A 24686-nucleotide genomic window follows, 5' to 3' on the forward strand; every position below is an offset into this window, starting at 1 on the left:
GCGGCAGTATAGCGCGGCGAGGCAAATCCCTCAGCCGCGCTCGTCCATCAGCCTTCGATCGAGCCGCCGGCCAGGGCGCAGAGCTGGATCGGGTCGAGGATGTGAATTTCCTTGCCTTCGGCGGCAATCAACTCGTTCTGCTGGAAACGGGTGAACACCCGGGACACGGTTTCCACCGCCAGGCCCAGGTAATTGCCGATTTCGTTGCGCGACATGCTCAGGCGGAACTGGTTGGCCGAGAAGCCGCGGGCGCGGAAGCGTGCCGAGAGGTTGACCAGGAACGTGGCAATGCGCTCGTCGGCGGTTTTTTTCGAGAGCAGCAGCATCATCTGCTGATCGTCACGGATTTCCCGGCTCATGACTCGCATCAACTGGCGACGCAGTTGCGGCAACTGGATGGCCAGCTCGTCCAGGCGATCAAAGGGAATTTCGCACACCGAGGTGGTTTCCAGCGCCTGGGCCGAGACCGGATGGGTCTCGGTGTCCATGCCCGACAAGCCCACCAGTTCGCTGGGCAGGTGGAAGCCGGTGAGCTGTTCTTCGCCACCGTCGCTCAGATTGAAGGTTTTCAAGGCGCCCGAGCGCACCGCATAGACGGAATTGAAGGTGTCACCCTGGCGAAACAGGAATTCACCTTTTTTCAACGGGCGACCCCGCTTGACGATGTCGTCCAGCGCATCCATGTCTTCCAGATTCAACGAAAGTGGCAGGCAGAGGGGGGCCAGGCTGCAATCCTTGCAATGGGCCTGGTTGTGGGCGCGCAGTTTGACTGGCTCGGACATTTCTTCAATCCTTGTGGGAAAATCACACATAAGACGTAAGGGTACCCCAGCGCAGGCACTCCGGCCAGTGCGGTCGCTTCGTCAAATTGTCGCGCTCAAATGACTCGGGAGAAGCGTTGGCGATTGTGCGGCTCCAGGTAGGCGTCGAAGACCATGCACACCGATCGCACCAGCAGGCGCCCGGCGGGCAGGACTTTGATGTGCGTGTTGTCGAGCTCGATCAGACCGTCCTCGGCCATGGCCTGCAATGACGGCCACAACGGGGCGAAGTAACCCCGGAAATCGACATTGAAACGTTGTTCGATCTCGGCGAAGGCCAGGTGGAAGTGACAGATCAACTGCTGGATCACCGCGCGTCGCAACCGATCGTCGGTATGGCAGATCAGCCCGCGACTGGTTGCCAATTGCCCGTCGGCGAGGGTGTTCTGGTAATGATTCAGGTCACTGCTGTTCTGGCAGTACACATCGCCGATCTGGCTGATGGCGGACACGCCGAGGCCGATCAGGTCGCAATGACCATGGGTGGTGTAGCCCTGGAAGTTGCGCTGCAACGTGGCCTCTTCCTGGGCGATGGCCAGCTCGTCGTCGGGCAGGGCGAAGTGGTCCATGCCGACGTAGCGGTAGCCAGCCTTGGTCAGCTGTTCGATGGTGCCTTGCAGCATCGTCAGTTTCTGCTCCGGGTTCGGCAAGTCCTGGCTGTTGATACGCCGCTGGGGCATGAAGCGTTCCGGCAGGTGAGCGTAGTTGAACACCGAGAGCCGGTCCGGTTGCAGGTGGATGACTTCCTCGACGGTGCGGGCGAAGGTGTCCGGGGTCTGCTTGGGCAGGCCATAGATCAGGTCGAGGTTGATCGAACGGAATTGCAAGGTCCGGGCAGCCTCGACCACGGCGCGGGTTTCCTCCAGGCTTTGCGGACGATTGACCGCACGCTGGACCGCCGGGTCGAGGTCTTGCAGGCCGATGCTGACCCGATTGAACCCCAGGTTACGCAATAGCCCCATGGTCGACCAGTCGGCCTCCCGGGGATCGATCTCAATGCTGTAGTCGCCGGAATCGTCCTCCAGCAGGTTGAGGTGCTTGCGCAGCGTGGCCATCAGTTGGCGCAGCTCGTCGTGGCTGAGGAACGTCGGGGTGCCGCCGCCAAAGTGCAACTGTTCCACGCGCTGGGTGGGGTCCAGGTGGCAGCCGATCAGCTGGATTTCCTGTTCCAGGCGTTGCAGATAGGCGTGGGCGCGGCCACGGTCCTTGGTGATGACCTTGTTGCAGGCGCAGTAGTAGCAAATGTTCGCGCAGAATGGCACGTGCACATACACCGACAGTGGCCGCCGGGCCTTGCGGCTGTCACGCAGGGCATGGAGCAGGTCGAAGGTGCTCACCTGGCTGCCGAACTGCGCCGCAGTCGGGTACGAGGTGTAGCGTGGTCCCGCCAGGTCGTAGCGGCGGATCAGGTCTGAGTCCCAACGGATGGCGTCGAGCATGCGGGTGTTCCCCGGATAGGCTGGCATGGGGCGAGTCTAGGGGCGTAGGCGCGGGGTGGTTTTGATTTGTGTCAACGGGGCATGGGTGTTGTCGAGAATGATGTCAGCCCAGACAGCTCAAACCCGTGGCGAGGGCGCTTGCTCCCGCTGGCCTGCGAAGCAGGCCCCAATAATCCTCAGGTAGAACGCCTCGGCTGATATTGCGACTGCTGTGCAGCCGAGCGGGAGCACGCTCCCTCGCCACAGGGCAGGTCAATGCCCCATGAGCCAATGCTGATGCGGCCCTGGCAATGTCCAGACGCCAAAGACAATCACCAGCAATCCACCGGCCATGCGCACGCTGCGTTTGCGCAGCAGGGCGGTGATGCGCTCGGCGGCCAGGCCGGTAGCGAGCAGCACCGGCCAGGTGCCCAGGCCGAAGGCGAGCATCAGCAAGGCACTGTCCAGAGCATTGCCCTGGCTGGCGGACCATAGCAGGGTGCTGTAGACCAACCCGCATGGCAGCCAGCCCCACAGGGCGCCGAGCAGCAAGGCCCGGGGCAGGCTCGACACCGGCAGCAAGCGGTTGGCGACGGGCTGGATGTGTCGCCACAAGCCGCGTCCCACGCTTTCGATGCGGGTCAGGCCGCTCCACCAGCCGGCCAGGTACAGGCCCATGGCAATCAGCAGCAAGCCGGCCAGCACCCGCATGATCATCGCGGCCGGGCTGTTGGACACGGCCCACCCGGCCAGGCCGATCAGCAGCCCGGCGGTGGCGTAGCTCAGGATCCGTCCCAGGTTGTACGCCAGCAGCAGCCGAAAGCGGCGGCTGCGCTGTTCCTTGGGAATCGCCAGGGTCAGGGCGCCCATCAGGCCGCCGCACATGCCCAGGCAGTGGCCGCCGCCCAACAGGCCAAGGATGACGGCCGAAACCAGCAGTGGCGCCAGGTCAAGCATGGGGCGGGGCCTTGTCGTCCGGCTGGCGAACCTCGCCACTGGCTTCGTCCACCGCCGCCTTGTGGTTCGGGTCCTGATCGTCGAACAGAATGCTGTGGGCCGGACCGTCGAGGTCGTCGTACTGGCCGCTGTCCACGGCCCAGAAGAAAATGTACACGGCGATGGCCACGATCAGCAGCGCGGCCGGGATCATCACGTAAAGAGCTGGCATGTCGGAACTCCATGCCCGTGCGGCTCAGGCCGGCAGCGGGCGGGTATCGGGCGTGGCGGCGCAAACGTGCGCCTTGGGCTGACGCGTCAGCCTCAGGGCATTCAACACCACGGTCAACGAACTGATGGACATGCCGACCGCGGCCCACACCGGCGTAATCCAGCCGAGGGCGGCGAACGGCAACATGAGGCCATTGTACAGCCCTGCCCACACCAGGTTCTCGACGATCACCCGACGGGTGCGCCGGGCCAGGCTGAAGGCATGGATCAGGGCGTCGAGGCGGTTGGACAGCAGCACGGCGTCGGCGCTGGTCTTGGCCAGGTCGGTGGCCGAGCCCATGGCGACACTGATGTCCGCCGCCGCCAGCACCGGCACGTCGTTCACGCCATCGCCGAGCATCAGCACCTTGCGGCCCTGTTGGTGCAATTGCTGCAACACCGCCAGTTTGTCGTCCGGACGCAGGCCGCCCCGGGCCTCATCGATGCCCAGTTCGGTGGCGACGCTGGCGACCATCGGTGAACTGTCGCCCGACAGCAATAGCGTCCGCCAGCCCCGCGCCTTGCAGGCCGCCAGCAGGGCCGGGGCGTCGGCGCGCAAGCGATCATCGAGGACGAACCAGGCCAGTGGCCCGGTCTCGTCGCCCAGCAACAGCCATTGCCCGGCTTCGTCCGGCATCTGCGGTACGGCAGCGCCACTCAGTTCGCAGACAAACCCGGGCTGGCCGATGCGCAGGCGTTGTTCGGCCACGAGGCCTTCCAGCCCCAGACCCGGGGTGCTTTGCACTTGCTCGGCGGCCATTGGCGCGCGGCCAAAAGCACGGGCGATGGGGTGTTCCGAGCGGTTTTCCAGGGCCGCGGCCAAGCCCAGGCAGTGATCGCTGTCGAGGGCCGCCAGTGGCCGAATGGCGCGCAACGCCAGGCGGCCTTCGGTGAGGGTGCCGGTCTTGTCGAAGATCACCGTGTCGATCTGGTTCAGGCCCTCCAGCACATGGCCGCGCGTCAGCAGCAGGCCAAGTTTGTGCAAAGTGCCGGTGGCCGCGGTGAGGGCGGTCGGCGTGGCGAGGGACAACGCGCAAGGGCAGGTGGCGACCAGCATCGCCAGGACGATCCAGAAGGCTCGCGAGGTATCCAGTTGCCACCACAACAGGCCGATGGCGGCCGCCGCGACCAGGGAGAACAGCAGGAACCATTGGGCGGCACGATCGGCGATCTCCGCCAATCGTGGTTTCTCGGCCTGGGCCCGTTCCAGCAGGCGCACGATGGCTGACAACCGGGTGTCTTGTCCGAGGGCCAGCACCTCGACAGTCAAGGCGCCTTCGACATTCAGTGTGCCCGCGGTGACCGCATCGCCCACTTGTCGAGGTTGTGGCAGGTACTCGCCGGTCAGCAGCGATTCGTCGATGCTGGACTGCCCCTCGAGGATCTTGCCGTCAGCCGGCAGGACCGCCCCGGGATGCACCAGCACCCGGTCACCAGTGCGCAATTCGCTGAGCAGGATGCGTTCACTCTGGCCGTCAGCCGCCAGGCGCAGGCACGAGGCCGGCAGCAGATTGACCAGTTGGGCGGTGGCGGCAGCCGTGCGCTCCCGGGCCCGGCGTTCCAGGTAACGGCCGGCCAGCAGGAACAGGGCGAACATGCCCACGGCATCGAAGTACAACTCGCCGACGCCAGTGATCGACGTCCAGATTCCGGCAACGTAGGCGCTGCCAATGGCCAGGGACACCGACACGTCCATGGTCAGGTGGCGGGTGCGCAGGTCGCGCATGGCACCTTTGAAGAACGGCGCGCAGCTGTAGAACACGATGGGCGTGGTGAGAAACAGGGCAACCCAGCGCAGGATGGTGTGCATCTCCGGGCTCAGGTCGATGTTGAATTCCGGCCAGGTGGCCATCGTCGCCATCATCGCCTGGAACCACAACAGGCCGGCCACGCCCAACTGGCGCAGGGCCAGGCGGTTTTGTGCGGCGAGTTGCTCGCAGGCCTGGTCGGCCTGGTACGGGTGGGCGACGTAGCCGATCTGGCGGAGCTCGGCGAGCAGCGTGCTCAGCGGTAACTGGGCGTCGGCCCAGCGCACATGCAGGCGATGGTTGGACAGGTTCAACCGCGCCTCGGCCACCGCCGGCAGGCTGCGCAGCTGTTTTTCGATCAGCCAGCCGCAGGCGGCGCAACTGATGCCTTCCATCAACAGGGTGGTTTCGGCCAAGTCGCCCTCATGGCGCACGAACGACTGCTGCACGTCAGGGCGATCGTACAGGGCCAGTTCATCGGTCAACTGGACGGGCAGGGTCTCGGGATTGGCCGACGCTTCGCTGCGATGCTGGTAATAGCTTTCCAGGCCTCCGGCGACAATGGCCTCAGCCACCGCCTGGCAGCCCGGGCAGCACAGCTCGCGGGTTTCACCGAGGACAACGGCGGTGAAGCGACTGCCAGGGGGGACGGGCAGGGCGCAGTGATAGCAGGGCTGTGGAGTGGTCATGGTTGTCGCTATGAAGGCCTTTGCTGAAGGAGCTTGCTAAGTGAGGGCGCTTTCTGTGGCGAGGGAGCTTGCTCCCGCTGGCCTGCGTAGCAGGCCCGAAGCAGCCGATACCATGGAACCTGATAGCGCCGGGATTCAGGCTTCAGGGCCGCTTCGCGACCCAGCGGGAGCAAGCTCCCTCGCCACAGAAAAGCAGCTTATTTTTTCAGGTCTTCAGCGCCTTGCAGCGGTTCATCGCCGAGCAGGATGGCCTGGTCGTGGTTGATCTGCTCTTCTTCGAACAGGCGCCAGGTCTTGTCGTTCTCCATCCCTAGCAATTCGACAAAGCGCCGGCCTTCGATCTTGTCCGTCAATTGACCGACGTAGCGCCCCGGTTCGCTGTCGTTGCGGGTCAGGACGATCTTGCGGTCCTTCTCCGGCTGGGTCGGCGAGATCAGGCTCAGCTCCAGGGTCTGGGGGCGGCTGTTGCCGTTCAGGCGCAGGTTCACTTCGCCGGTCACGTCATCCAGTTGCACATTGGCATGCAACTGCAGGGTCTGGGCCAGCAGCTCGCGCTCCAGCGAGCGGTTGATGCCCTTGCCGGCTTCGTAATAATTGTCGTTGACCAGGTTGTCCGGGTTCTTCACCGCAATGGTCACCATCGTCAGGCTCAGTGTCACCGAACAGCTCAGGATCGCGATGATGATCCACGGCCAAAGGTGCTTGTACCAAGGGCTGGTGGCGGTTGCTGCAGGCATGTTCATTTCTCTCAACGAGTTTGTGGGCCGATGAACCGGCTCTTGGCTTCGACATGTACGCTTTCGTCATCGGCGTCCTTGAGGATGAAGGTCACCTCGTTGGTACTCGATGGCAGTTGCTCCGGTGCGCTGGACAGTTCAACCGGCTGGCTGTAGATCTCGCCGGCCGCGACCTTGATTTCCCGACGACCTTGCAGCTTGAGGTCAGGCAGGCCGACGGCTCCCAGGATGTACGTATGGTCGCGTTGGTCTTTGTTCATGATCTTCAGGCTGTAGACGTTCTCGATCCGGCCTTCGGCGTTTTCGCGGTACAGCACGCGGTCCTTGCTGACGTCGAAACCCACCAGCGAACGCATGAAGAATGCCGCCGCCAGCAAGCTGATCATCGTCAGCAACACCAGCGCATAACCGATCAGGCGCGGGCGCAGTTTATGGGTTTTCTGCCCCGAGAGGTTGTGTTCGGTGGTGTAGCTGATCAGGCCGCGGGGATAATCCATCTTGTCCATGATGTTGTCGCAGGCATCGATGCAGGCCGCGCAGCCGATGCACTCGATCTGCAAGCCGTCGCGGATGTCGATGCCGGTCGGGCAGACCTGGACGCACATGGTGCAGTCGATGCAGTCCCCAAGGCCCAGGGCCTTGTAGTCCACACCTTTCTTGCGCGGGCCACGGCTTTCGCCACGACGCGGGTCGTAGGACACGATCAGGGTGTCCTTGTCGAACATCACGCTCTGGAAACGCGCGTAAGGGCACATGTAGATGCACACTTGTTCACGCAGCCAGCCGGCGTTGCCATAGGTGGCGAGGGTGAAGAAGCCGATCCAGAAATACGACCAGCCATCGGCCTGGCCGGTAAAGAACTCGAACACCAGTTCGCGGATTGGCGTGAAGTAACCGACAAAGGTCACGCCGGTGACGAAGCCAATCAGCAGCCACAGGCTGTGCTTGGCGAACTTGCGCAGGAATTTGTTGGCGCCCATGGGGGCCTTGTCGAGCTTGATGCGCTGGTTGCGATCGCCTTCGGTGACTTTTTCGCACCACATGAAGATCCAGGTCCACACGCTTTGTGGGCAGGTGTAGCCACACCACACCCGTCCGGCATAGACCGTGATGAAAAACAGGCCAAATGCCGCAATGATCAGCATCCCGGACAGCAGGATGAAATCCTGGGGCCAGAAGGTCGCGCCAAAAATGAAGAACTTGCGTTCCGGCAGGTTCCACCAGACGGCCTGATGGCCGCCCCAGTTCAACCAGACCGTACCGAAATACAGCAGGAACAAGAACGCTCCGCCAAGCATCCGCAGGTTACGGAACAGGCCGGTGAAGGCGCGGGTATAGATTTTTTCCCGAGAGGCATACAGGTCGACGCTGTTGTTCGCGTCCTTGGCAGGCGGGGTAACGTCATGTACCGGAATCTGGTTGCTCATCGAATTGCATCCCACGGCAGTGGAAAAGTGCCGGGGCCAGTACGTGCCGACCTCGGTCAGAAAGGGTGTTGCAGTGGCGCAATGATACGCCTGTCGCTCTGGCTCAAGGGTGCGACCTTTGGTCGCGTTGGGCGTCTGGGCCGAATGGTGTAGCGGATGTAACAAGTCATGACCCAGATCAATTGACTATAGCTATTTCATAACGTCGGCGAAACGAAGGGCGCGTTCTGAGGCTACCCTGTTTTGTGGCGAGGGAGCTTGCTCCCGTTCGGCTGCGCAGCAGTCGTAAATCAGGCTAGTGCGGTCTCATCTGGAAAGCGCGGTGATTTTTTGGGGCGGCTTCGCCACCCAGCGGGAGCAAGCTCCCTCGCCACAAAAAACCACCTTGTGATGACTGCCGATATGCATCAGCCAACCCACGGGTTGATTACCGGCACGCCGCTGTTTTGGAAATCACTCACGTTGCGGGTCACCACGGTCAACCCATGGACCAATGCGGTAGCGGCAATCAATGCATCGCATTCATTGCTGTGATCGGGGACATGCAGGCGAGCGCAGCGCAGTGCGACGGCGCGGTCCACAGCCAGGATCCTGCCGGCAAAGGCCGGCAACACATGATTATCCAGCCAGGTTCGCAGGCGGCTGCCTTGTGCCGGGTCCTTGCGTTCGAAGCGCAGCACGCCGGTTTCCAGTTCCAGTACGGTAATCGCCGAGACGTACAGGCTGGGAGCGGGAACGCTGCGCGCCCAGGCCTGGACATTTTTGTCTGCCTGGGGTTTGCGCAGTTCGGAAATGACGTTGGTATCGAGTAAAAACATTCAGGACAGGTCCACCGAGCGGGGCGTAATGACGGCACGCTCGGTTTCGAAGTCGATATCCGGCGCACCGGGCATGACCAGCAACTCGACAATGCTGGTGCCGATGCCAGTCAGTTTCTGGTACTCCTCAATGCTTAGCAGCACATGGGCCGGCTTGCCACGGTCGGTGATGATCACCGGCCCTTCACGAGTGGCTTTTTTGGCACCACTTGTGTCGTGGTTGAATTCGCGGCTGGAGATCGTCGTGATGGACATGGGCGTGCCCTCATTTTGAATTCGAATGTAGGCACGTTACTACTGGTGTGGAGGGGCGGCAAGCGCAACCGATTCGTCCAGGTTTTCCGACCGGTAACAAAAAAGGCCCCGCCAATCGGATTGGCGGGGCCTTTCGTGTATCAGCTACTTGCCTTACTGGGCGTCAGCGGCCGGAGCCTTTTCGCCGTGGGACAGGCTGTAGACATAGGCCGCCAGCAGGTGGACCTTGTCGTTGCCTTGCAGATCGGCCTGGGCCGGCATCTGGCCCTGGCGACCATAGCGGATGGTCTGCTGCAGTTGAGCGAAGCTCGAACCGTAGATGAAACCGGCCGGGTGCGTCAGGTCAGGTGCGCCCATGGCGGGCGTGCCCTTGCCGGCAGGACCGTGGCAGGCCACGCAGTTGGCCGCGAACAGTTTCTGGCCGTTGGCCGGGTCGGCCTTGGCGCCTTCCGGCAGCTTGCGACCGTGCAGGCTGGTCACCAGGTAGGCGGCCACGTCGGCCACGCCTTGTTCGCCGACCACGGCAGCCCAGCCCGGCATCACGGCGTGACGGCCGCCCATGATGGTGGTCTTGATGGTTTCCGGCTCACCGCCCCAGCGCCAGTCGGCGTCGGTCAGGTTGGGGAAGCCGTAGGCACCCTTGGCGTCGGAACCGTGGCAGACCGAGCAGTTGGAGGCGAACAGGCGGCCACCCATCTTCAGGGCTTGCGGGTCCTTGGCGACTTCTTCGATGGGCATGGAGGCGAACTTGGCGAAGATCGGACCGAACTTGGCGTCCGAGCGCGCCATTTCCTTTTCCCACTCGTGAACGCCTGTCCAGCCGGTCTGACCGTTGGCGAAGGCGGTCTGCTTTTCGTTGTCCAGGTAGTTATAGCCTGGCAGCAGGCCTTTCCAGTTGCCCAGGCCAGGGTAGAGCACCAGGTAACCGAGGGCGAACACGATGGTGCCCACGAACAGCATGAACCACCATTTCGGCAGTGGGTTGTCGTACTCCTCGATCCCGTCGAAGGAGTGGCCAACCGTCTCTTCGGTGGCTTCGCTGCGCTGGCCCTTGCGGGTCGACAGCAGCAGCCAGGTCAGGGCGAAGATCGTTCCCAGGCTGAGGACTGTGACGTACAGACTCCAGAACGTAGTCATTCTTTGTTACTCCTAGAAGCTTGCTCGACGTGCTTGATGGCTTCGGGATCATCCGCGAACGGCAGCAACGTCGCGTCGTCAAACTCCGACTTGCGCTTGGGGCTGAACACCCACAGGGCCAGGCCGATAAAGGCCACCATCACGACGACGGTGCCCAGGCCACGAATCATCCCGATATCCATCCAGATCACCGTTTGCTTTTGATGATGGTGCCCAGGCCTTGAAGATAGGCCACCAGCGCGTCCATTTCAGTCTTGCCCTTGACGGCATCCTTGGCACCGGCGATGTCTTCGTCGGTGTAAGGCACGCCCAAGGCGCGCAGGACTTCCATTTTCTTGGCGGTGTCTTTGCCGTCGAGCTTGTTTTCTACGAGGAACGGGTAGGCCGGCATTTTCGACTCCGGCACGACGTTGCGCGGGTTGTACAAGTGCGCACGCTGCCAATCGTCGGAGTAACGGCCGCCAACGCGGGCCAGGTCCGGGCCGGTACGCTTGGAACCCCACAGGAACGGGTGGTCCCAGACGCTTTCACCGGCAACCGAATAGTGGCCGTAGCGTTCGGTTTCAGCGCGGAACGGGCGGATCATCTGCGAGTGGCAGCCGACACAACCGTTGGCGATGTAGATGTCGCGGCCTTCCAGTTCAAGGGCGGTGCGCGGCTTCATGCCTTCGACCGGCTTGTTGGTCACGTCCTGGAAGAACAGCGGAACGATCTGGGTCAGGCCGCCGATGCTCACGGCGATGACCATGAAGAAGGCCAGCAGGCCGATATTCTTCTCTACTGCTTCGTGCTTCATCAGTGAGCTCCAACTACGGCGATCTTGGCGGCGGCTTCAGCTTCAGCCGGGTCAGAGGCACGAACGGTGCGGTACACGTTGTAGGCCATGAGCAGCATGCCGCTGGCGAAGAACGCGCCGCCCAGGGCACGCACGATGAAGCCAGGGTGGCTGGCTTGCAGCGCTTCGACGAACGAGTAGGTCAGTGTGCCGTCGTCGTTGATCGCACGCCACATCAAGCCTTGGGTGATGCCGTTGACCCACATCGAGGCGATGTAGAGCACGGTGCCGATGGTCGCGAGCCAGAAGTGCGCGTTGATCAGGCCGGTGCTGTGCATCTGCGCACGACCGAACAGTTTCGGGATCATGTGGTAGATGGCACCGATGGAGATCATCGCCACCCAGCCGAGCGCACCGGCGTGCACGTGGCCGATGGTCCAGTCGGTGTAGTGGCTCAGGGAGTTGACGGTCTTGATGGCCATCATCGGGCCTTCGAAGGTCGACATGCCGTAGAACGCCAACGACACGACCAGGAACCGCAGGATCGGGTCGGTGCGCAGCTTATGCCAGGCGCCCGACAGGGTCATCATGCCGTTGATCATGCCGCCCCAGCTTGGCGCCAGCAGGATGATCGACATCGCCATGCCCAGGGACTGTGCCCAATCCGGCAGCGCGGTGTAGTGCAGGTGGTGGGGACCCGCCCAGATGTACAGGGTGATCAGCGCCCAGAAGTGGACGATGGACAGGCGATAGGAATAGATCGGACGCTCGGCCTGTTTCGGCACGAAGTAGTACATCATCCCCAAAAAGCCCGTGGTCAGGAAGAACCCCACCGCGTTGTGGCCGTACCACCACTGGATCATCGCGTCGGTCGCGCCCGAGTAGGCCGAGTACGACTTGAAGAAGCTGACCGGCAGGGAGGCGTGGTTGACGATGTGCAGCATGGCGGTCACGACGATGAAGGCACCGTAGAACCAGTTACCGACGTAGATGTGCTTGGTCTTGCGCTTGACGATGGTGCCGAAGAACACCAAACCGTAGGTCACCCAGACGATGGCCAGCAGAATAGCCAGGGGCCATTCCAGTTCCGCGTATTCCTTGGTGGTGGTGAAACCCATTGGCAAGGTCACGATCGCACCGACGATCACCGCTTGCCAGCCCCAGAAGGTGAAGGCGGCGAGGCTGTCGGAGATCAGTCGCGTTTGGCAGGTTCGCTGCACGACGTAGTAAGAAGTGGCAAACAACGCACAACCACCGAAGGCGAAGATCACCAGGTTGGTGTGCAGCGGGCGCAGGCGTCCAAATGTCGTCCATGGCAGATCGAAGTTCAACTCCGGCCAGACCAGTTGCGAGGCGATGAAGACACCGAGCCCCATGCCAAGGATCCCCCAGACCACCGTCATGATGGCGAACTGGCGGACTACCTTATAGTTATAAGCAGTCGGACTGATTGCTGTGCTCATTCTAAGGTTCCACGGTTTGGGTGTTTTATTAGGATAAAAATCGGTCGCAAGTATGGAGAAAGCGGGGGGTCATTGCAACGCGCCATGACCTGGGTCAATGCTTTCCAAAGCTGATTCTGCGGCCTTTCCATGTGCCGAGTAGGGACAAAATTGGCCCTCGGTAAAATGTCGCAACGAAGGAAAGAGGCGAGGGGGTTCGGTCGGTTGTAACGGGGTGTGTTCGAACACGGCGTTCGGGTGATGCCAGGCAACTGTCGCAACAGCCGGTATTCACCTGCCTTTGCGGCAATTTTTGTCGAACGATTGTCGAACGCATCGGGTCGGGTCGACCTGAAACCGGCAGTCGCCAGCGCACGCAGAGGCAAGCTTAGACCCGATTCCGGGGAACCGAAAGGAAGACGAAGGGAGGGTGCGACAATGCGTCGCGCAGGGGCACGAAGCAGCCGCATCCAGATGAATGCGACTGTTCGTGTGGTCAGGATTTATTCGCTTTTGTGTTCCGCTTGCAGGCGCTCGGCGCCGGCACCCTGGGACAGGCTGTAGACGTAAGCCGCGAGCAGTTGCACCTTGTCATTGCCCAGCAACTCATTCTGCGCCGGCATGTGGCCCTGGCGACCATGGCGAATGGTCTGCTGCAACTGGGCCAGGCTGGTGCCGTAGATGAAACCGGCCGGTTGCGTCAGGTTTGGCGCGCCCATGGCTTCGGTCCCCTGGCCGTTGGCGCCGTGGCAGGCGACGCAGGTGGTGTTGAAGGCCTGCTGGCCGGCTTGCAGATCGGCACCGCTATCCGCTGGCAACGGCAGGCCGGCCAGGTCGTGGCGGACATACGCGGCCACGTTCTTGACCCCGGTGTCCCCCAGCACTTCGCCCCAGGCCGGCATCGCCGCCATGCGGCCGCCCATGATGGTCGCCTTGATGGTGTCGGCGGCGCCGCCCCAGCGCCAGTTGCTGTCGGCCAGGTTCGGGAAGCCGAAGGCGCCCTTGGCGTCCGAGCCGTGGCAGACCGAGCAGTTGGAGGCGAACAGGCGGCCACCCATTTTCAAGGCCTGTGGGTCCTTGGCAACTTCTTCCACGGGCATGGCGGCGAATTTGGCGAAGATCGGCCCGAACCTGGCGTCGGCCTTGGCCATTTCCTTCTCCCATTCATGGGCGCCGGTCCAGCCGTTCTCGTAGCCGGGCAGGATGCCTTTCCAGTTGCCCAGGCCCGGGTAGAGGACCAGGTAGCCGACGGAAAACACCAGGGTGCCGGCGAACAACAGGAACCACCACTGCGGCAGCGGATTGTCGTACTCCTCGATGCCGTCGAAGCTGTGGCCCATGGTCTGGTCGACGCTGCCCTTGGTCTCGCCCTTGCGGGTGCCGATCAGCAGCCAGGTCAGGCCGATGAGGCTGCCGATGGTCAGTACGCAGATCCACGTACTCCAGAAGGTGGTCATGGCCGGGTACTCCTTGTCGCAGGGTCTTGGGGGGTGAGGTCGGCGGGCGGTTCGTCGGCGAACGGCAGCAGGCGCGCCTGGGCGAATTCCGGCCCGCGCTTGCTGCTGAACACCCACAGGGTCAGGCCGATGAAGGCGATGAACACCACGACGGTGCCCAGGCCACGGATCATTCCAGTGCTCATTTCAAAGAACATCAGGCTTACCTCTTGCTCTTGATGGCAGTGCCGAGCACTTGCAGGTAGGCCACCAGCGCGTCCATTTCGGTCTTGCCCTTGAGCGAGGCCACGCTGCCGGCGATGTCGTCCTCGGTGTACGGCACGCCGAGGGTGCGCATGGCGCGCAGCTTGCCTTCGGTGTGGCTGCTGTCCACCGCCTGGGCCACCAGCCATGGGTAGGCGGGCATTTTCGACTCGGGTACGACGTTGCGCGGGTTGTACAAGTGGGCGCGGTGCCAGTCATCGGAGTAGCGTGCGCCGACCCTTGCCAGGTCTGGACCGGTACGCTTGGAGCCCCACAGGAATGGGTGGTCCCAGACGCTTTCGCCGGCGACGGAGTAGTGGCCGTAGCGCTCGGTCTCGGCGCGAAACGGACGGATCATCTGCGAGTGGCAGCCGACGCAGCCTTCGCGGATGTAGATGTCGCGGCCTTCCAATTGCAGGGCGGTGTAGGGCTTCATGCCGTCCACCGGCTTGTTGGTCACGTCCTGGAAGAACAGCGGCACGATCTGGGTCAGGCCGCCAATGCTCACGGCCAGCACCATCAGCAGCATCAGCAGGCCGACGTTTTTTTCGATTGTTTCGTGTTTCATGGTGGACTCCTCAGGCCATCTGCGCGGCAGCGGCGGCTTCGGCAGGCTGGTAGGCCCGCACGGTGCGCCAAGTGTTGTAGGCCATCAGCAGCATGCCGAGAAGGAAGATCGACCCGCCCGCCAGCCGCACGACGAAGCCTGGGTGGCTGGCCACCAGGGTTTCGACGAAGGAGTAGGTGAGCGTGCCGTCCTCGTTCACCGCACGCCACATCAGGCCCTGGGCGATGCCGTTGACCCACATCGAGGCGATGTAGAGCACGGTGCCGATGGTCGCGAGCCAGAAATGCGCGTTGATCAGGCCAATGCTGTGCATCTGTGGCCGGCCGAAGACTTTCGGGATCATGTGGTACAGCGCCCCGATGGAAATCATCGCCACCCAGCCGAGCGCGCCGGCATGCACGTGGCCGATGGTCCAGTCGGTGTAGTGGGAGAGGGCGTTGACGGTCTTGATGGCCATCATCGGGCCTTCGAAGGTCGACATGCCGTAGAACGCCAGCGAGACGACCAGGAAGCGCAGGATCGGGTCGCTGCGCAACTTATGCCAGGCGCCTGACAAGGTCATCATGCCGTTGATCATGCCGCCCCAGCTGGGGGCCAGCAGGATCAGCGACATCACCATGCCCAGGGACTGCGCCCAGTCCGGCAGCGCGGTGTAGTGCAAGTGGTGCGGGCCGGCCCAGATGTACAGGGTGATCAGCGCCCAGAAGTGGACGATGGACAGGCGATAGGAATACACCGGGCGCTCGGCCTGTTTCGGCACGAAGTAGTACATCATCCCCAAAAAGCCCGCGGTGAGGAAAAAGCCTACGGCGTTGTGCCCGTACCACCATTGCACCATCGCATCCGTGGCCCCGGCGTACACCGAGTAGGATTTGGTCAGGCTTACCGGCAGTTCCAGGTTGTTGACGATGTGCAGGATCGCGACGGTCAGGATGAACCCGCCGAAGAACCAGTTACCGACGTAGATGTGCTTGGTGTTGCGCTTGGCCACGGTGCCGAAGAACACGATGGCGTAGGCCACCCAGACGATGGTGATCAGGATGTCGATCGGCCATTCCAGTTCGGCGTATTCCTTGGAACTGGTGTAGCCCAGCGGCAGGCTGATGGCCGCCAGCAGGATCACCAGTTGCCAGCCCCAGAAGCAGAACGCGGCGATTTTTGGTGCAAACAGCTGGGTCTGGCAGGTGCGTTGCACCGAGTAGAACGAACTGGCAAACAATGCGCAGCCGCCGAAGGCGAAGATCACCGCGTTGGTGTGCAGCGGGCGCAGGCGGCCGAAGCTGGTCCAGGGCAAATCGAAGTTGAGCTGCGGCCAGACCAATTGGGCGGCGAGAAAAACCCCGAGCCCCATGCCGACGATGCCCCACACCACCGTCATAATGGCGAATTGGCGGACCACCTTGTAGTTGTAGGCGGTACTGATAGAAGTGTTCATGGTTCCCCATCCACGGTTCAGTCGAAGTGAGCGCCTGCGCAAGGCAGTGCGGCGTTCTTCGCCTGGAGTTATAGGCAGACTAAAAGCGAGGCAAGCATGGACAAACAGCACAAGGCCAGTATTGACGGGGATCAATGGGCGCGGTGCGTGGAGCAACACGGCTGGCTGTGGACGGCCGCGCAGCCGGGCGTCAGCGCCGAGTCGCCGACGCTGATCCTGGCCCACGGCGCCGGTGCGCCGATGGACAGCGGGTTCATGGAGGAAATGGCCGCGCGCCTTGCCGCGCATGGCGTCAACGTATTGCGCTTCGAGTTTCCCTACATGGCCCAGCGCCGCCTGGATGGGGGGAAACGTCCGCCCAACCCGGCGCCCAAGTTGCTGGAATGCTGGCGTGAGGTGTACGCCACGGTGCGGCCTTATGTCGCTGGGCGGCTGGCCATTGGCGGCAAGTCCATGGGCGGGCGCATGGCGAGCCTGCTGGCCGATGAGTTGGGCGCCGATGCCCTGGTGTGCCTGGGTTATCCCTTCTATGCGGTGGGCAAGCCAGAGAAACCGCGGGTCGAGCACTTGGCCGCATTGAAGACCCGAACCTTGATCGTCCAGGGCGAGCGGGATGCGCTGGGCAATCGGGAGGCGGTGCAGGGCTACACCTTTTCAGCGAGCATTGAGGTGTTGTGGTTGGTGGCGGGGGATCATGATTTGAAACCGCTGAAGGCTTCGGGGTTTAGCCATGAGCAGCATCTGGAGGCTGCGGCGGGCAGGGTGACAGAGTTTCTTAAATAACTTTTTGCCTGGCTGTCACCGCCCATCGCGAATAGGCCCGCTCAAATGTTACTTCTGGGGTCGAGCCTGCCCGCGATAGATCATTCAGGCCGTAATTAGTTTTTCATGTCATCCCGGATTAATTCGAATGTCCCCGTCGGGTGCATGTCGTACCCGTCGGTCTCGAAATGAGCGATGAAATGGCCCTTGGCTGTTCCTCCTTTAGGATCGAGCCTGATGGTCAATTCTGCGCGGTCAGCGTAGACCATCGCAACCCAACCAGGTCGATCGGGAATCGAATGCCCGTGAACAAAGGAGAACCCGCCCTCCAGTGTGTAGCTCGCGTCCATCACTTCATCGCTGACATAGTCAACTCCAATTTGGAAATAGAACCAACTATCAGTACTCGCAAACCCGGTGCTAGCGGAAAGGAACCACGTGTACTTTGCCGTAGGCGGCCAGAAATGCAGTACGAAAGACGTAGTTTCTGCATGGATGGGCGTAGCGCCAAGATTCCAAGTAAATGAATTTCCCTCAAGCTTACGACTCTCTTTAGGTGCAATGAAAAGCATCTGACTGTTCATGTGAAATCCCTCTTTGAAATCACCGTTTTTCTTGCTGTTCAAGGTTAGGGGACTTGCAATTCCGGCACTACTGTCAGAGTTGACAGGTGGCGGCGAACTAGATGGCTGAGTTTCTTCGGGAGGTTCCTGGCAAGCTATCCCGGCCTCATCGCGAGCAAGCTCGCTCCCACACTGAACCCCTCTGTGGGAGCGAGCCTGCTCGCGATAGCGGCCTGTCAGGCAACAAAAAACCCGGAAGCTTGCGCTGTCCGGGTTTTTCATGAGGCAGGCTTCTATCAACGGTTGAACCGCTCCACCAACGAATACTGCGAATTCGCCGTACGGGTCAGCTCTTCGCTCAGCAGTGCCGAGCTGTGGGCCTGGCCGGAGGTCTGGTCGGCCAGGTCCGAGATGTTGCTGATGTTGCGGCTGATCTCCTCGGCCACTGAGCTTTGTTCCTCGGTGGCGGCGGCGATCTGGGTGGTCATGTCGGTGATGTGGGCCACCGCTTCGCTGATGCCCACCAATGCCTGGTCCGCTTCCATGACTCGCGCCACGCCTTCTTCGGCCTGGCGGTGGCCGGCCTCCATGGTTTGCACGGCGTTGGTGGCGGTCTGCTGGAGTTTGGCGATCAGGGCGTGGATCTGCCCGGTGGATTCGCTGGTGCGTTGTGCCAGTTGCCGCACTTCGTCGGCCACCACGGCAAAGCCACGACCCATCTCACCGGCACGGGCCGCTTCGATGGCGGCGTTGAGGGCCAGCAGGTTGGTCTGGTCGGCGATGCCTTTGATCACGTCGACCACGCCGCCGATCTCGTCGCTGTCCTTGGCCAGCTGGGTCACGGTGTGGCCGGTCTCACCGACCACCACCGACAGCCGCTCGATGGCTTCGCGGGTTTCCCCGGCGATGTCGCGGCCGCGACTGGTCAGGCGGTTGGCTTCCTGGGTGGCATCGGCGGTGCGCTGCACGTGGCTGGCGACTTCCTGGGTCGTGGCTGCCATCTGGTTGACGGCCGTGGCGACCTGTTCGGTTTCCACCCGTTGACGCTCCAGGCCGCTGGAGCTGTCATGGGCCAGCGTGTTGGACTGGCGAGCTTGGTCGTTAAGATGCTCGGCGGTGTCCTGCAGGCGCGTCAGGCAGGTTTTCAGGCGCGCTTGCTGGCTGAGAATCGACATCTCCAGGCGTGCCTGGACGCCGCGGCTGTCGGTGTACATCCGGGCGATCAGCGGGTCGGAGGTGGTTTGTTCGGCCAGGCGCAGCAGGCGCTTGATCCCGCGTTGTTGCCATTGCAAGCCCATCAACCCCAAGGGCACCGACAGCAGGGCGGCCAGGGCAAAGCCCCAGGAGGAATTCAGAAACGCGCCGACGACGAAGCCCAGTTGGCTGACCAGGATGAACGGCAGCCAGTCCTGCAGGATCGGCAACCATTTGTCGCTGCCTGGAACCGCGGATTTGCCCTGGTTGATGCGTTGATACAGGGCTTCGGCACGGGCGATCTGCTCGGCGGAGGGCTTGACCCGCACCGATTCGTAGCCGACCACCTGATTGCCCTCGAACACCGGCGTGACATAGGCGTTGACCCAGTAATGGTCACCGCTCTTGCAGCGATTCTTGACGATGCCCATCCATGGCAAGCCTTGTTTCAGCGTGCCCCACATGTGCGCGAACACGGCGGATGGGACATCGGGATGGCGCACGAGGTTGTGCGGCGCGCGGATCAGTTCTTCCTTCGAATACCCGCTGATCTCAACGAACGCGTCGTTGCAGTAGGTGATGACGCCCTTGGCATCGGTGGTGGAAATCAATCGTTGCTGGGCCGGGAAGGTCCTTTCGCGTTGTGTGACGGGTTGGTTGTTACGCATGGTGGTGTAGATCCGCAAGGCTTTGAAAGGTTGTCGGCGTTGTCAGGTTTTAGTTGAAGTTATTTTTGCCTGTCGCCATCACGCCAGCATCGGGTAGGTAAATAGGGTGAAATGAAGCAGGTTGAGCAGAAAATGCGTGGCGATTGCCGCGCCCAGGCCGCCAAAACGATACGCCAGGCCGTAACCGAGCCCCGCCAGGCCCGACAGCAGCACCCATTGCCAACCGGCGCCGACGTGCACCAGGCCGAACAGCAGCGAGGCCAGGAGCAGCGCCAGGTTGTCGCCTTGGGCCAGATGTTTGAAGCGCCGGCTCAAGCCTCCTTGAATGTAGCCACGAAACAGCGCTTCCTCCACGAGCGTGACCAATAAAAGATTATTAAGGATCCACAGCCCGGCGTGATCCGGCCACTTCGGCGCCCAGTGGATCATACCCAGCAGCATGGCCCCGCCGAGGGCCAGCACCGCGCTCAGTGCCAGACCCAGCGCCGTGGCCTGGACCGGCAAACGCAACGAGCGTCGGCCAACGATCCACGGGCAGGCCAACAGCAGCCAGAAGCCGATCAGCGGCTTGTCCTGGTTCAGGTACATGGCAAACGGCACGGCGTCATTGGTCAAGCGTTGCGCCGGGATCACCCGCCCGTTGAAAAAGCCTGGCATCCAGTGCAGGGCCAGTGCCAGCGCCATGACCAGGAACAGGGCGTGCCCGAGAAACCGGCCAACCGGCGTTTGTTGCTGGCGAACCGCATACCCGGCGAACAGCAGCAGCGCGACTGAGATGAGCGCGGTCCAGGCCAGTTGGCCATAGACCAGCGCCAGGCTGTAACCAGTGGAAAGAAGGGCCAGGTGAAGCCAGGGTAAAGCGGGCATACAACATCCTTTTAGCGGGAAAACTCTGGGCGAAGGCGGCCGTCGGGTCTTCGACGCCACCGTGTCGCGCAAAGAGCACATTTGTGTCCATGCAGATTCATGCGCAGGAGGGTAGGCAGTTGGCTGACGCGGTTGCGTGAGTGCCGGCGGGATTATAGGCGGGCTCATACAAAAACGGCGCCTGTTAAATAATTCGTAGAACTGTGGGAGCGAGCTTGCTCGCGATAGAGGCTTGCCAGTCAACATTGACGTTGGCTGATCTACCGCTATCGCGAGCAAGCTCGCTCCCACAGGTGTTTGCCCAGGCTTGTATTAGCCACCGAGGCGGTTTTTTCAAGCGGCAATCAACTGCCGCAAGACATAGTGGAGAATCCCACCGGCCTTGAAATACTCCACTTCATTCAAGGTATCGATCCGGCACAACACTTCGATTCGCTCCTGGCTGCCATCCTCCCGGGTGATGACCAGGGGCAGGTTCATGCGCGGCGTCAGTTCGACGTCATTGAGCCCCAGGATATCCAGGGTTTCCTTGCCCGTCAGGTTCAGACTCTTGCGATTCTGGTCGAGCTTGAACTGCAGCGGCAGCACGCCCATGCCCACCAGGTTGGAGCGATGGATGCGCTCGAAGCTTTCAGCGATCACCGCCTTGACCCCCAGCAGGTTGGTGCCCTTGGCCGCCCAGTCCCGGCTCGAGCCGGTGCCATATTCCTGGCCAGCGATCACCACCAGGGGCGTGCCCGTGGCCTGGTACAGCATGGCGGCATCGTAGATCGGCATGCGTTCGCCACTGGGGATGTAGATCGTGTTGCCGCCTTCTTCGCCGTCGAGCATTTCGTTGCGAATGCGGATATTGGCGAAGGTGCCGCGCATCATCACTTGGTGGTTGCCGCGTCTGGAGCCGTAGGAGTTGAAGTCCCGTGGCTCCACGCCTTGTTCGCGCAGGTAGCGACCGGCCGGGCTGTCGGCCTTGATGTTGCCGGCCGGGGAGATGTGGTCGGTGGTCACCGAGTCTCCCAGCAGGGCCAGGACCCGGGCGCCCTCGACGTTCCTGACGGCCGGTGGGGGCCCGCCGATGTCGTCGAAGAACGGTGGGTGCTGGATGTAGGTCGAGTCATCCTGCCAGACGTAAGTCGCCGCTTGCGGCACTTCAATGGCCTGCCATTGCTCGTCACCGGCAAACACGGCGGCGTATTCCTTGTGGAACATGCTGGTGTTGACCTGGGCCACGGCGGCGGCCACTTCCTGGCTGCTGGGCCAGATGTCCCGCAGGTACACCGGCTTGCCGTCCCGGTCGTTGCCCAGCGGCTCGCTGCTGATATCGATGCGCACGGTGCCGGCCAGGGCATAGGCGACCACCAGCGGCGGCGAGGCCAGCCAGTTGGTCTTCACCAGTGGGTGCACCCGGCCTTCGAAGTTGCGGTTGCCCGACAATATCGAGGCCACGGTCAGGTCGGCTTTCTGGATGGCTTTTTCGATGGGGTCCGGCAACGGCCCGGAGTTGCCGATGCAGGTGGTGCAACCATAGCCCACCAAGTCGAAACCGAGTTTATCCAGGTACTCGGTCAGGCCGGCCGCGTTGTAGTAATCGGTGACCACCTTGGAGCCCGGCGCCAGGGAACTCTTGACCCAAGGCTTGCGGAGCAGGCCTTTTTCCACGGCTTTTTTCGCCAGCAGCCCGGCGGCCATCATCACGCTGGGGTTGGAGGTGTTGGTGCACGAGGTGATCGCGGCAATCACCACCGCGCCGTTTTTCAGGCGATGGGTGTGGCCTTCGTATTCGTATTCGGCTTCGCCCACCTGATCGGCATTGCCCACCGCGACGCCACCGCCGCCTTCACTTTCCAGGCGGCCTTCTTCTTTACTGGTGGGTTTGACCTGCAACCCCAGGAAGTCGCTGAAGGCCTGGCCGACATTCGGCAGCGAGACCCGGTCCTGAGGGCGCTTGGGCCCGGCGAGGCTGGCCTCGACGCTGCCCATGTCCAGCTCCAGGGTGTCGGTGAACACCGGTTCCTGGCCGGGCAGGCGCCACAGGCCTTGGGCCTTGCAATAGGCCTCCACCAGCTTCACGGTTTCTGCCGGCCGCCCGGACAGGCGCAGGTAATCCAGGGTCACGTCGTCCACCGGGAAGAACCCGCACGTGGCGCCGTATTCCGGGGCCATGTTGGCGATGGTGGCGCGGTCGGCCAGGGGTAGGTCGGCCAGACCGTCGCCATAGAACTCAACGAATTTGCCCACCACCCCTTTCTTGCGCAGCATCTGCGTGACGGTCAGCACCAGGTCGGTGGCGGTGATGCCTTCACGCAGCTTGCCGACGAGTTTGAAGCCGATGACCTCGGGAATCAGCATCGACACCGGTTGGCCGAGCATCGCCGCTTCCGCCTCGATCCCACCGACGCCCCAGCCCAGTACGCCGAGGCCGTTGATCATGGTGGTGTGGGAGTCGGTGCCCACCAGGGTGTCGGGGAAGGCGTAGGTGCGGCCGTCTTCTTCTTTGGTCCACACGGTGCGGCCCAGGTATTCAAGGTTGACCTGGTGGCAGATGCCGGTGCCCGGTGGCACCACGCTGAAATTATCGAAGGCGCTCTGGCCCCAACGCAGGAAGGCGTAGCGTTCGCCGTTGCGCTGCATTTCGATGTCGACGTTCTGCTCGAACGCCTGGCTGCTGGCGAACTTGTCCACCATCACCGAGTGGTCGATCACCAGGTCCACCGGCGACAACGGGTTGATCCGCTGGGGATCGCCGCCGGCCTTTTCCACGGCGGCGCGCATGGCGGCCAGGTCGACCACGGCGGGGACGCCGGTGAAATCCTGCATCAACACCCGTGCCGGGCGGTATTGGATCTCGCGGTCGGAGCGGCGCTCCTTGAGCCACCCGGCCAGGGCCTTGAGGTCGGCGCCGGTGACGGTTTTTTCATCTTCCCAGCGCAGCAGGTTTTCCAGCAGCACCTTCAAGGACATGGGCAGCTTGTCGAGGTCGCCCAGGCTTCGGGCGGCATCCGGCAGGCTGAAGTAGTGGTAGGTCCTGGCGTCGACTTGCAGTGTTTTAAGGGTTTTCAGGCTATCGAGGGACGGCATTGAAATCACTCCTTTGAGTCCGCACGGCTACGGACTGAGGGGACGGACAGAGCCTTTAACCTAGCCCTGTTTTGAGCGTATGACTAATCACTGGACTCTATCGCAAGGTTCGCGGTTCCGAACTCCGCTATCATGCGGCGGTTTTCGTGACAGGCTTTGCTACGGAGTTTCAATGAACACGCTTTTCATGCACTGCCGGCCGGGCTTCGAAGGCGAGGTCTGTTCCGAGATCGCCGAACACGCCGCACGGCTCAACGTGGCCGGCTACGCCAAGGCCAAACCGGCCAGTGCCTGCGCCGAATTTGTCTGTACTGAAGAGGACGGCGCCGAGCGGCTGATGCGCGGGCAGCGTTTTGCCGAGCTGATTTTTCCGCGCCAGTGGGCCCGTGGCACGTTCATCGAGTTGCCGGAAACCGACCGTATCAGCGTGATCCTGGCCCACATGTCGGCGTTCCCGACCTGCGGCAGCCTGTGGCTGGAGGTGGTCGACACCAATGACGGCAAGGAACTGTCGAACTTCTGCAAGAAATTCGAGGGCCCGCTGCGCAAGGCGTTGAGCGGGGCCGGCAAGCTGGTGGACGATCCGCGCAAGCCGCGCCTGTTGCTGACCTTCAAGAGTGGCCGCGAAGTGTTCCTGGGCCTGGCGGACGCGGATAACTCGGCGATGTGGCCGATGGGCATCCCGCGCCTGAAGTTCCCCCGGGAAGCACCGAGCCGCTCCACACTCAAGCTCGAAGAAGCCTGGCACCATTTCATCCCCCGGGACCAGTGGGACGAGCGCCTGCACAGTGACATGACCGGCGTGGACCTCGGTGCCGCGCCAGGCGGTTGGACTTGGCAACTGGTCAACCGGGGCATGCTGGTGACGGCCATCGACAACGGCCCGATGGCCGAAAGCCTGATGGACACCGGCCTGGTGCAGCACCTGATGGCGGACGGTTTTACCTTCAAGCCCAAACAGCCGGTGGACTGGATGGTCTGCGACATCGTCGAAAAGCCCGCGCGCAACGCGGCGATGCTGGAAGAGTGGATTGGCGAGGGCCATTGCCGCGAAGCCGTGGTCAACCTCAAACTGCCGATGAAACAGCGTTATGCCGAAGTCAAACGCCTGCTCGAACGCATCGCCGAGGGTTTCAAGGCCCGGGGCATCAAAGTCGAGATCGGTTGCAAGCAGCTGTACCACGACCGCGAGGAAGTGACGTGCCATTTGCGGCGGTTGGATACCAGGAAACCCAAGTCCCGCTGAAGCATTTAGCGAGCTTTTGTGGCGAGGGAGCTTGCTCCCGCTGGGTTGCGAAGCAACCCCAATGCCTTGTTGGGCTCCAAAGAGCGACGACTGCTTCGCAGCCGAGCGGGAGCAAGCTCCCTCGCCACAGGGGGT

At 62.3% G+C, this 24686-nt stretch carries 23 protein-coding genes; 2 read left to right on the forward strand and 21 right to left on the reverse strand.

Annotated features, from left to right (window positions below):
• Positions 1–47: 47 nt before the first annotated feature.
• From fnr to ccoN (AC515T_RS09430), 17 genes are all read right to left on the reverse strand, one after another.
• Positions 48–782 carry a fumarate/nitrate reduction transcriptional regulator Fnr gene (gene fnr / locus AC515T_RS09350; protein ID WP_496532240.1) on the reverse strand — a complete coding sequence of 245 codons (735 nt, stop codon included), beginning with the start codon at positions 780–782 and terminating at the stop codon, positions 48–50.
• 95 nt (positions 783–877) lie between these two features.
• Positions 878–2260 carry an oxygen-independent coproporphyrinogen III oxidase gene (gene hemN, locus AC515T_RS09355; protein ID WP_496532241.1) on the reverse strand — a complete coding sequence of 461 codons (1383 nt, stop codon included), beginning with the start codon at positions 2258–2260 and terminating at the stop codon, positions 878–880.
• 252 nt (positions 2261–2512) lie between these two features.
• Entirely contained in the window at positions 2513–3196 is a 684-nt protein-coding gene (locus AC515T_RS09360) for a sulfite exporter TauE/SafE family protein (RefSeq protein ID WP_305470359.1), read from the reverse strand.
• Positions 3189–3407, reverse strand: coding sequence for a cbb3-type cytochrome oxidase assembly protein CcoS (ccoS, locus tag AC515T_RS09365; RefSeq protein WP_496532242.1), 219 nt, complete (start codon positions 3405–3407; stop codon positions 3189–3191). The genes AC515T_RS09360 and ccoS overlap by 8 nt, the downstream gene beginning before the upstream one ends.
• A gap of 24 nt (positions 3408–3431) precedes the next feature.
• On the reverse strand, positions 3432–5882 hold the full coding sequence (locus tag AC515T_RS09370) for a heavy metal translocating P-type ATPase (protein ID WP_496532243.1): 2451 nt from the start codon (positions 5880–5882) through the stop codon (positions 3432–3434).
• Positions 5883–6079: 197 nt separating this feature from the next.
• A complete protein-coding gene (locus AC515T_RS09375; protein ID WP_496532244.1) occupies positions 6080–6619 on the reverse strand; it encodes a FixH family protein in 540 nt (179 codons plus the stop codon).
• Positions 6620–6630: 11 nt separating this feature from the next.
• A complete protein-coding gene (gene ccoG, locus AC515T_RS09380) occupies positions 6631–8046 on the reverse strand; it encodes a cytochrome c oxidase accessory protein CcoG (protein ID WP_496532245.1) in 1416 nt (471 codons plus the stop codon).
• Positions 8047–8453: 407 nt separating this feature from the next.
• Positions 8454–8864, reverse strand: a complete 411-nt coding sequence (locus AC515T_RS09385) for a type II toxin-antitoxin system VapC family toxin (protein ID WP_496532246.1) — start codon at positions 8862–8864, stop codon at positions 8454–8456.
• The gene (locus AC515T_RS09390; protein ID WP_496532247.1) at positions 8865–9119 is read right to left on the reverse strand and encodes a type II toxin-antitoxin system Phd/YefM family antitoxin; all 255 of its coding nucleotides are present in this window, start codon (positions 9117–9119) and stop codon (positions 8865–8867) included. It lies immediately after the preceding gene.
• Between the two features lie 153 nt (positions 9120–9272).
• The gene (gene ccoP / locus AC515T_RS09395; protein WP_305470362.1) at positions 9273–10256 is read right to left on the reverse strand and encodes a cytochrome-c oxidase, cbb3-type subunit III; all 984 of its coding nucleotides are present in this window, start codon (positions 10254–10256) and stop codon (positions 9273–9275) included.
• Entirely contained in the window at positions 10253–10438 is a 186-nt protein-coding gene (locus tag AC515T_RS09400; RefSeq protein ID WP_003183474.1) for a CcoQ/FixQ family Cbb3-type cytochrome c oxidase assembly chaperone, read from the reverse strand. The genes ccoP (AC515T_RS09395) and AC515T_RS09400 overlap by 4 nt, the downstream gene beginning before the upstream one ends.
• A 5-nt stretch (positions 10439–10443) precedes the next feature.
• Entirely contained in the window at positions 10444–11052 is a 609-nt protein-coding gene (ccoO, locus tag AC515T_RS09405) for a cytochrome-c oxidase, cbb3-type subunit II (RefSeq protein ID WP_053120680.1), read from the reverse strand.
• Positions 11052–12494 (reverse strand): cytochrome-c oxidase, cbb3-type subunit I, encoded by a 1443-nt coding sequence (gene ccoN, locus AC515T_RS09410; protein WP_030140905.1) that lies wholly within the window; start codon positions 12492–12494, stop codon positions 11052–11054. The genes ccoO (AC515T_RS09405) and ccoN (AC515T_RS09410) overlap by 1 nt, the downstream gene beginning before the upstream one ends.
• A gap of 482 nt (positions 12495–12976) precedes the next feature.
• Positions 12977–13930 (reverse strand): cytochrome-c oxidase, cbb3-type subunit III, encoded by a 954-nt coding sequence (gene ccoP / locus AC515T_RS09415; RefSeq protein WP_496532248.1) that lies wholly within the window; start codon positions 13928–13930, stop codon positions 12977–12979.
• Positions 13927–14127, reverse strand: a complete 201-nt coding sequence (locus tag AC515T_RS09420; RefSeq protein ID WP_496532249.1) for a cbb3-type cytochrome oxidase subunit 3 — start codon at positions 14125–14127, stop codon at positions 13927–13929. The genes ccoP (AC515T_RS09415) and AC515T_RS09420 overlap by 4 nt, the downstream gene beginning before the upstream one ends.
• A gap of 5 nt (positions 14128–14132) precedes the next feature.
• A complete protein-coding gene (gene ccoO, locus AC515T_RS09425) occupies positions 14133–14741 on the reverse strand; it encodes a cytochrome-c oxidase, cbb3-type subunit II (protein ID WP_496532250.1) in 609 nt (202 codons plus the stop codon).
• Positions 14742–14751: 10 nt separating this feature from the next.
• Positions 14752–16176 carry a cytochrome-c oxidase, cbb3-type subunit I gene (gene ccoN / locus AC515T_RS09430; protein ID WP_060738426.1) on the reverse strand — a complete coding sequence of 475 codons (1425 nt, stop codon included), beginning with the start codon at positions 16174–16176 and terminating at the stop codon, positions 14752–14754.
• 96 nt (positions 16177–16272) lie between these two features.
• Here ccoN (AC515T_RS09430) and AC515T_RS09435 point away from each other — a divergent pair, with 96 nt between their 5' ends.
• Complete coding sequence (locus AC515T_RS09435) at positions 16273–16959, forward strand: alpha/beta family hydrolase (RefSeq protein ID WP_496532251.1); 687 nt, start codon at positions 16273–16275, stop codon at positions 16957–16959.
• Positions 16960–17054: 95 nt separating this feature from the next.
• Here the strand turns inward: AC515T_RS09435 and AC515T_RS09440 are convergent, their stop codons facing one another.
• From AC515T_RS09440 to acnA, 4 genes are all read right to left on the reverse strand, one after another.
• Entirely contained in the window at positions 17055–17522 is a 468-nt protein-coding gene (locus AC515T_RS09440) for a hypothetical protein (RefSeq protein WP_496532252.1), read from the reverse strand.
• 275 nt (positions 17523–17797) lie between these two features.
• Positions 17798–19363 (reverse strand): methyl-accepting chemotaxis protein, encoded by a 1566-nt coding sequence (locus AC515T_RS09445; RefSeq protein ID WP_496532253.1) that lies wholly within the window; start codon positions 19361–19363, stop codon positions 17798–17800.
• A gap of 78 nt (positions 19364–19441) precedes the next feature.
• Positions 19442–20230, reverse strand: a complete 789-nt coding sequence (locus AC515T_RS09450) for a CPBP family intramembrane glutamic endopeptidase (RefSeq protein ID WP_496532254.1) — start codon at positions 20228–20230, stop codon at positions 19442–19444.
• A gap of 333 nt (positions 20231–20563) precedes the next feature.
• On the reverse strand, positions 20564–23305 hold the full coding sequence (acnA, locus tag AC515T_RS09455; RefSeq protein WP_496532255.1) for an aconitate hydratase AcnA: 2742 nt from the start codon (positions 23303–23305) through the stop codon (positions 20564–20566).
• A 172-nt stretch (positions 23306–23477) separates the two neighbouring features.
• Here acnA and rlmM point away from each other — a divergent pair, with 172 nt between their 5' ends.
• Positions 23478–24551, forward strand: coding sequence for a 23S rRNA (cytidine(2498)-2'-O)-methyltransferase RlmM (rlmM, locus tag AC515T_RS09460; protein WP_496532256.1), 1074 nt, complete (start codon positions 23478–23480; stop codon positions 24549–24551).
• The last annotated feature ends 135 nt before the right edge of the window (positions 24552–24686 follow it).

Source organism: Pseudomonas sp. FSO-7 (assembly GCF_059579345.1).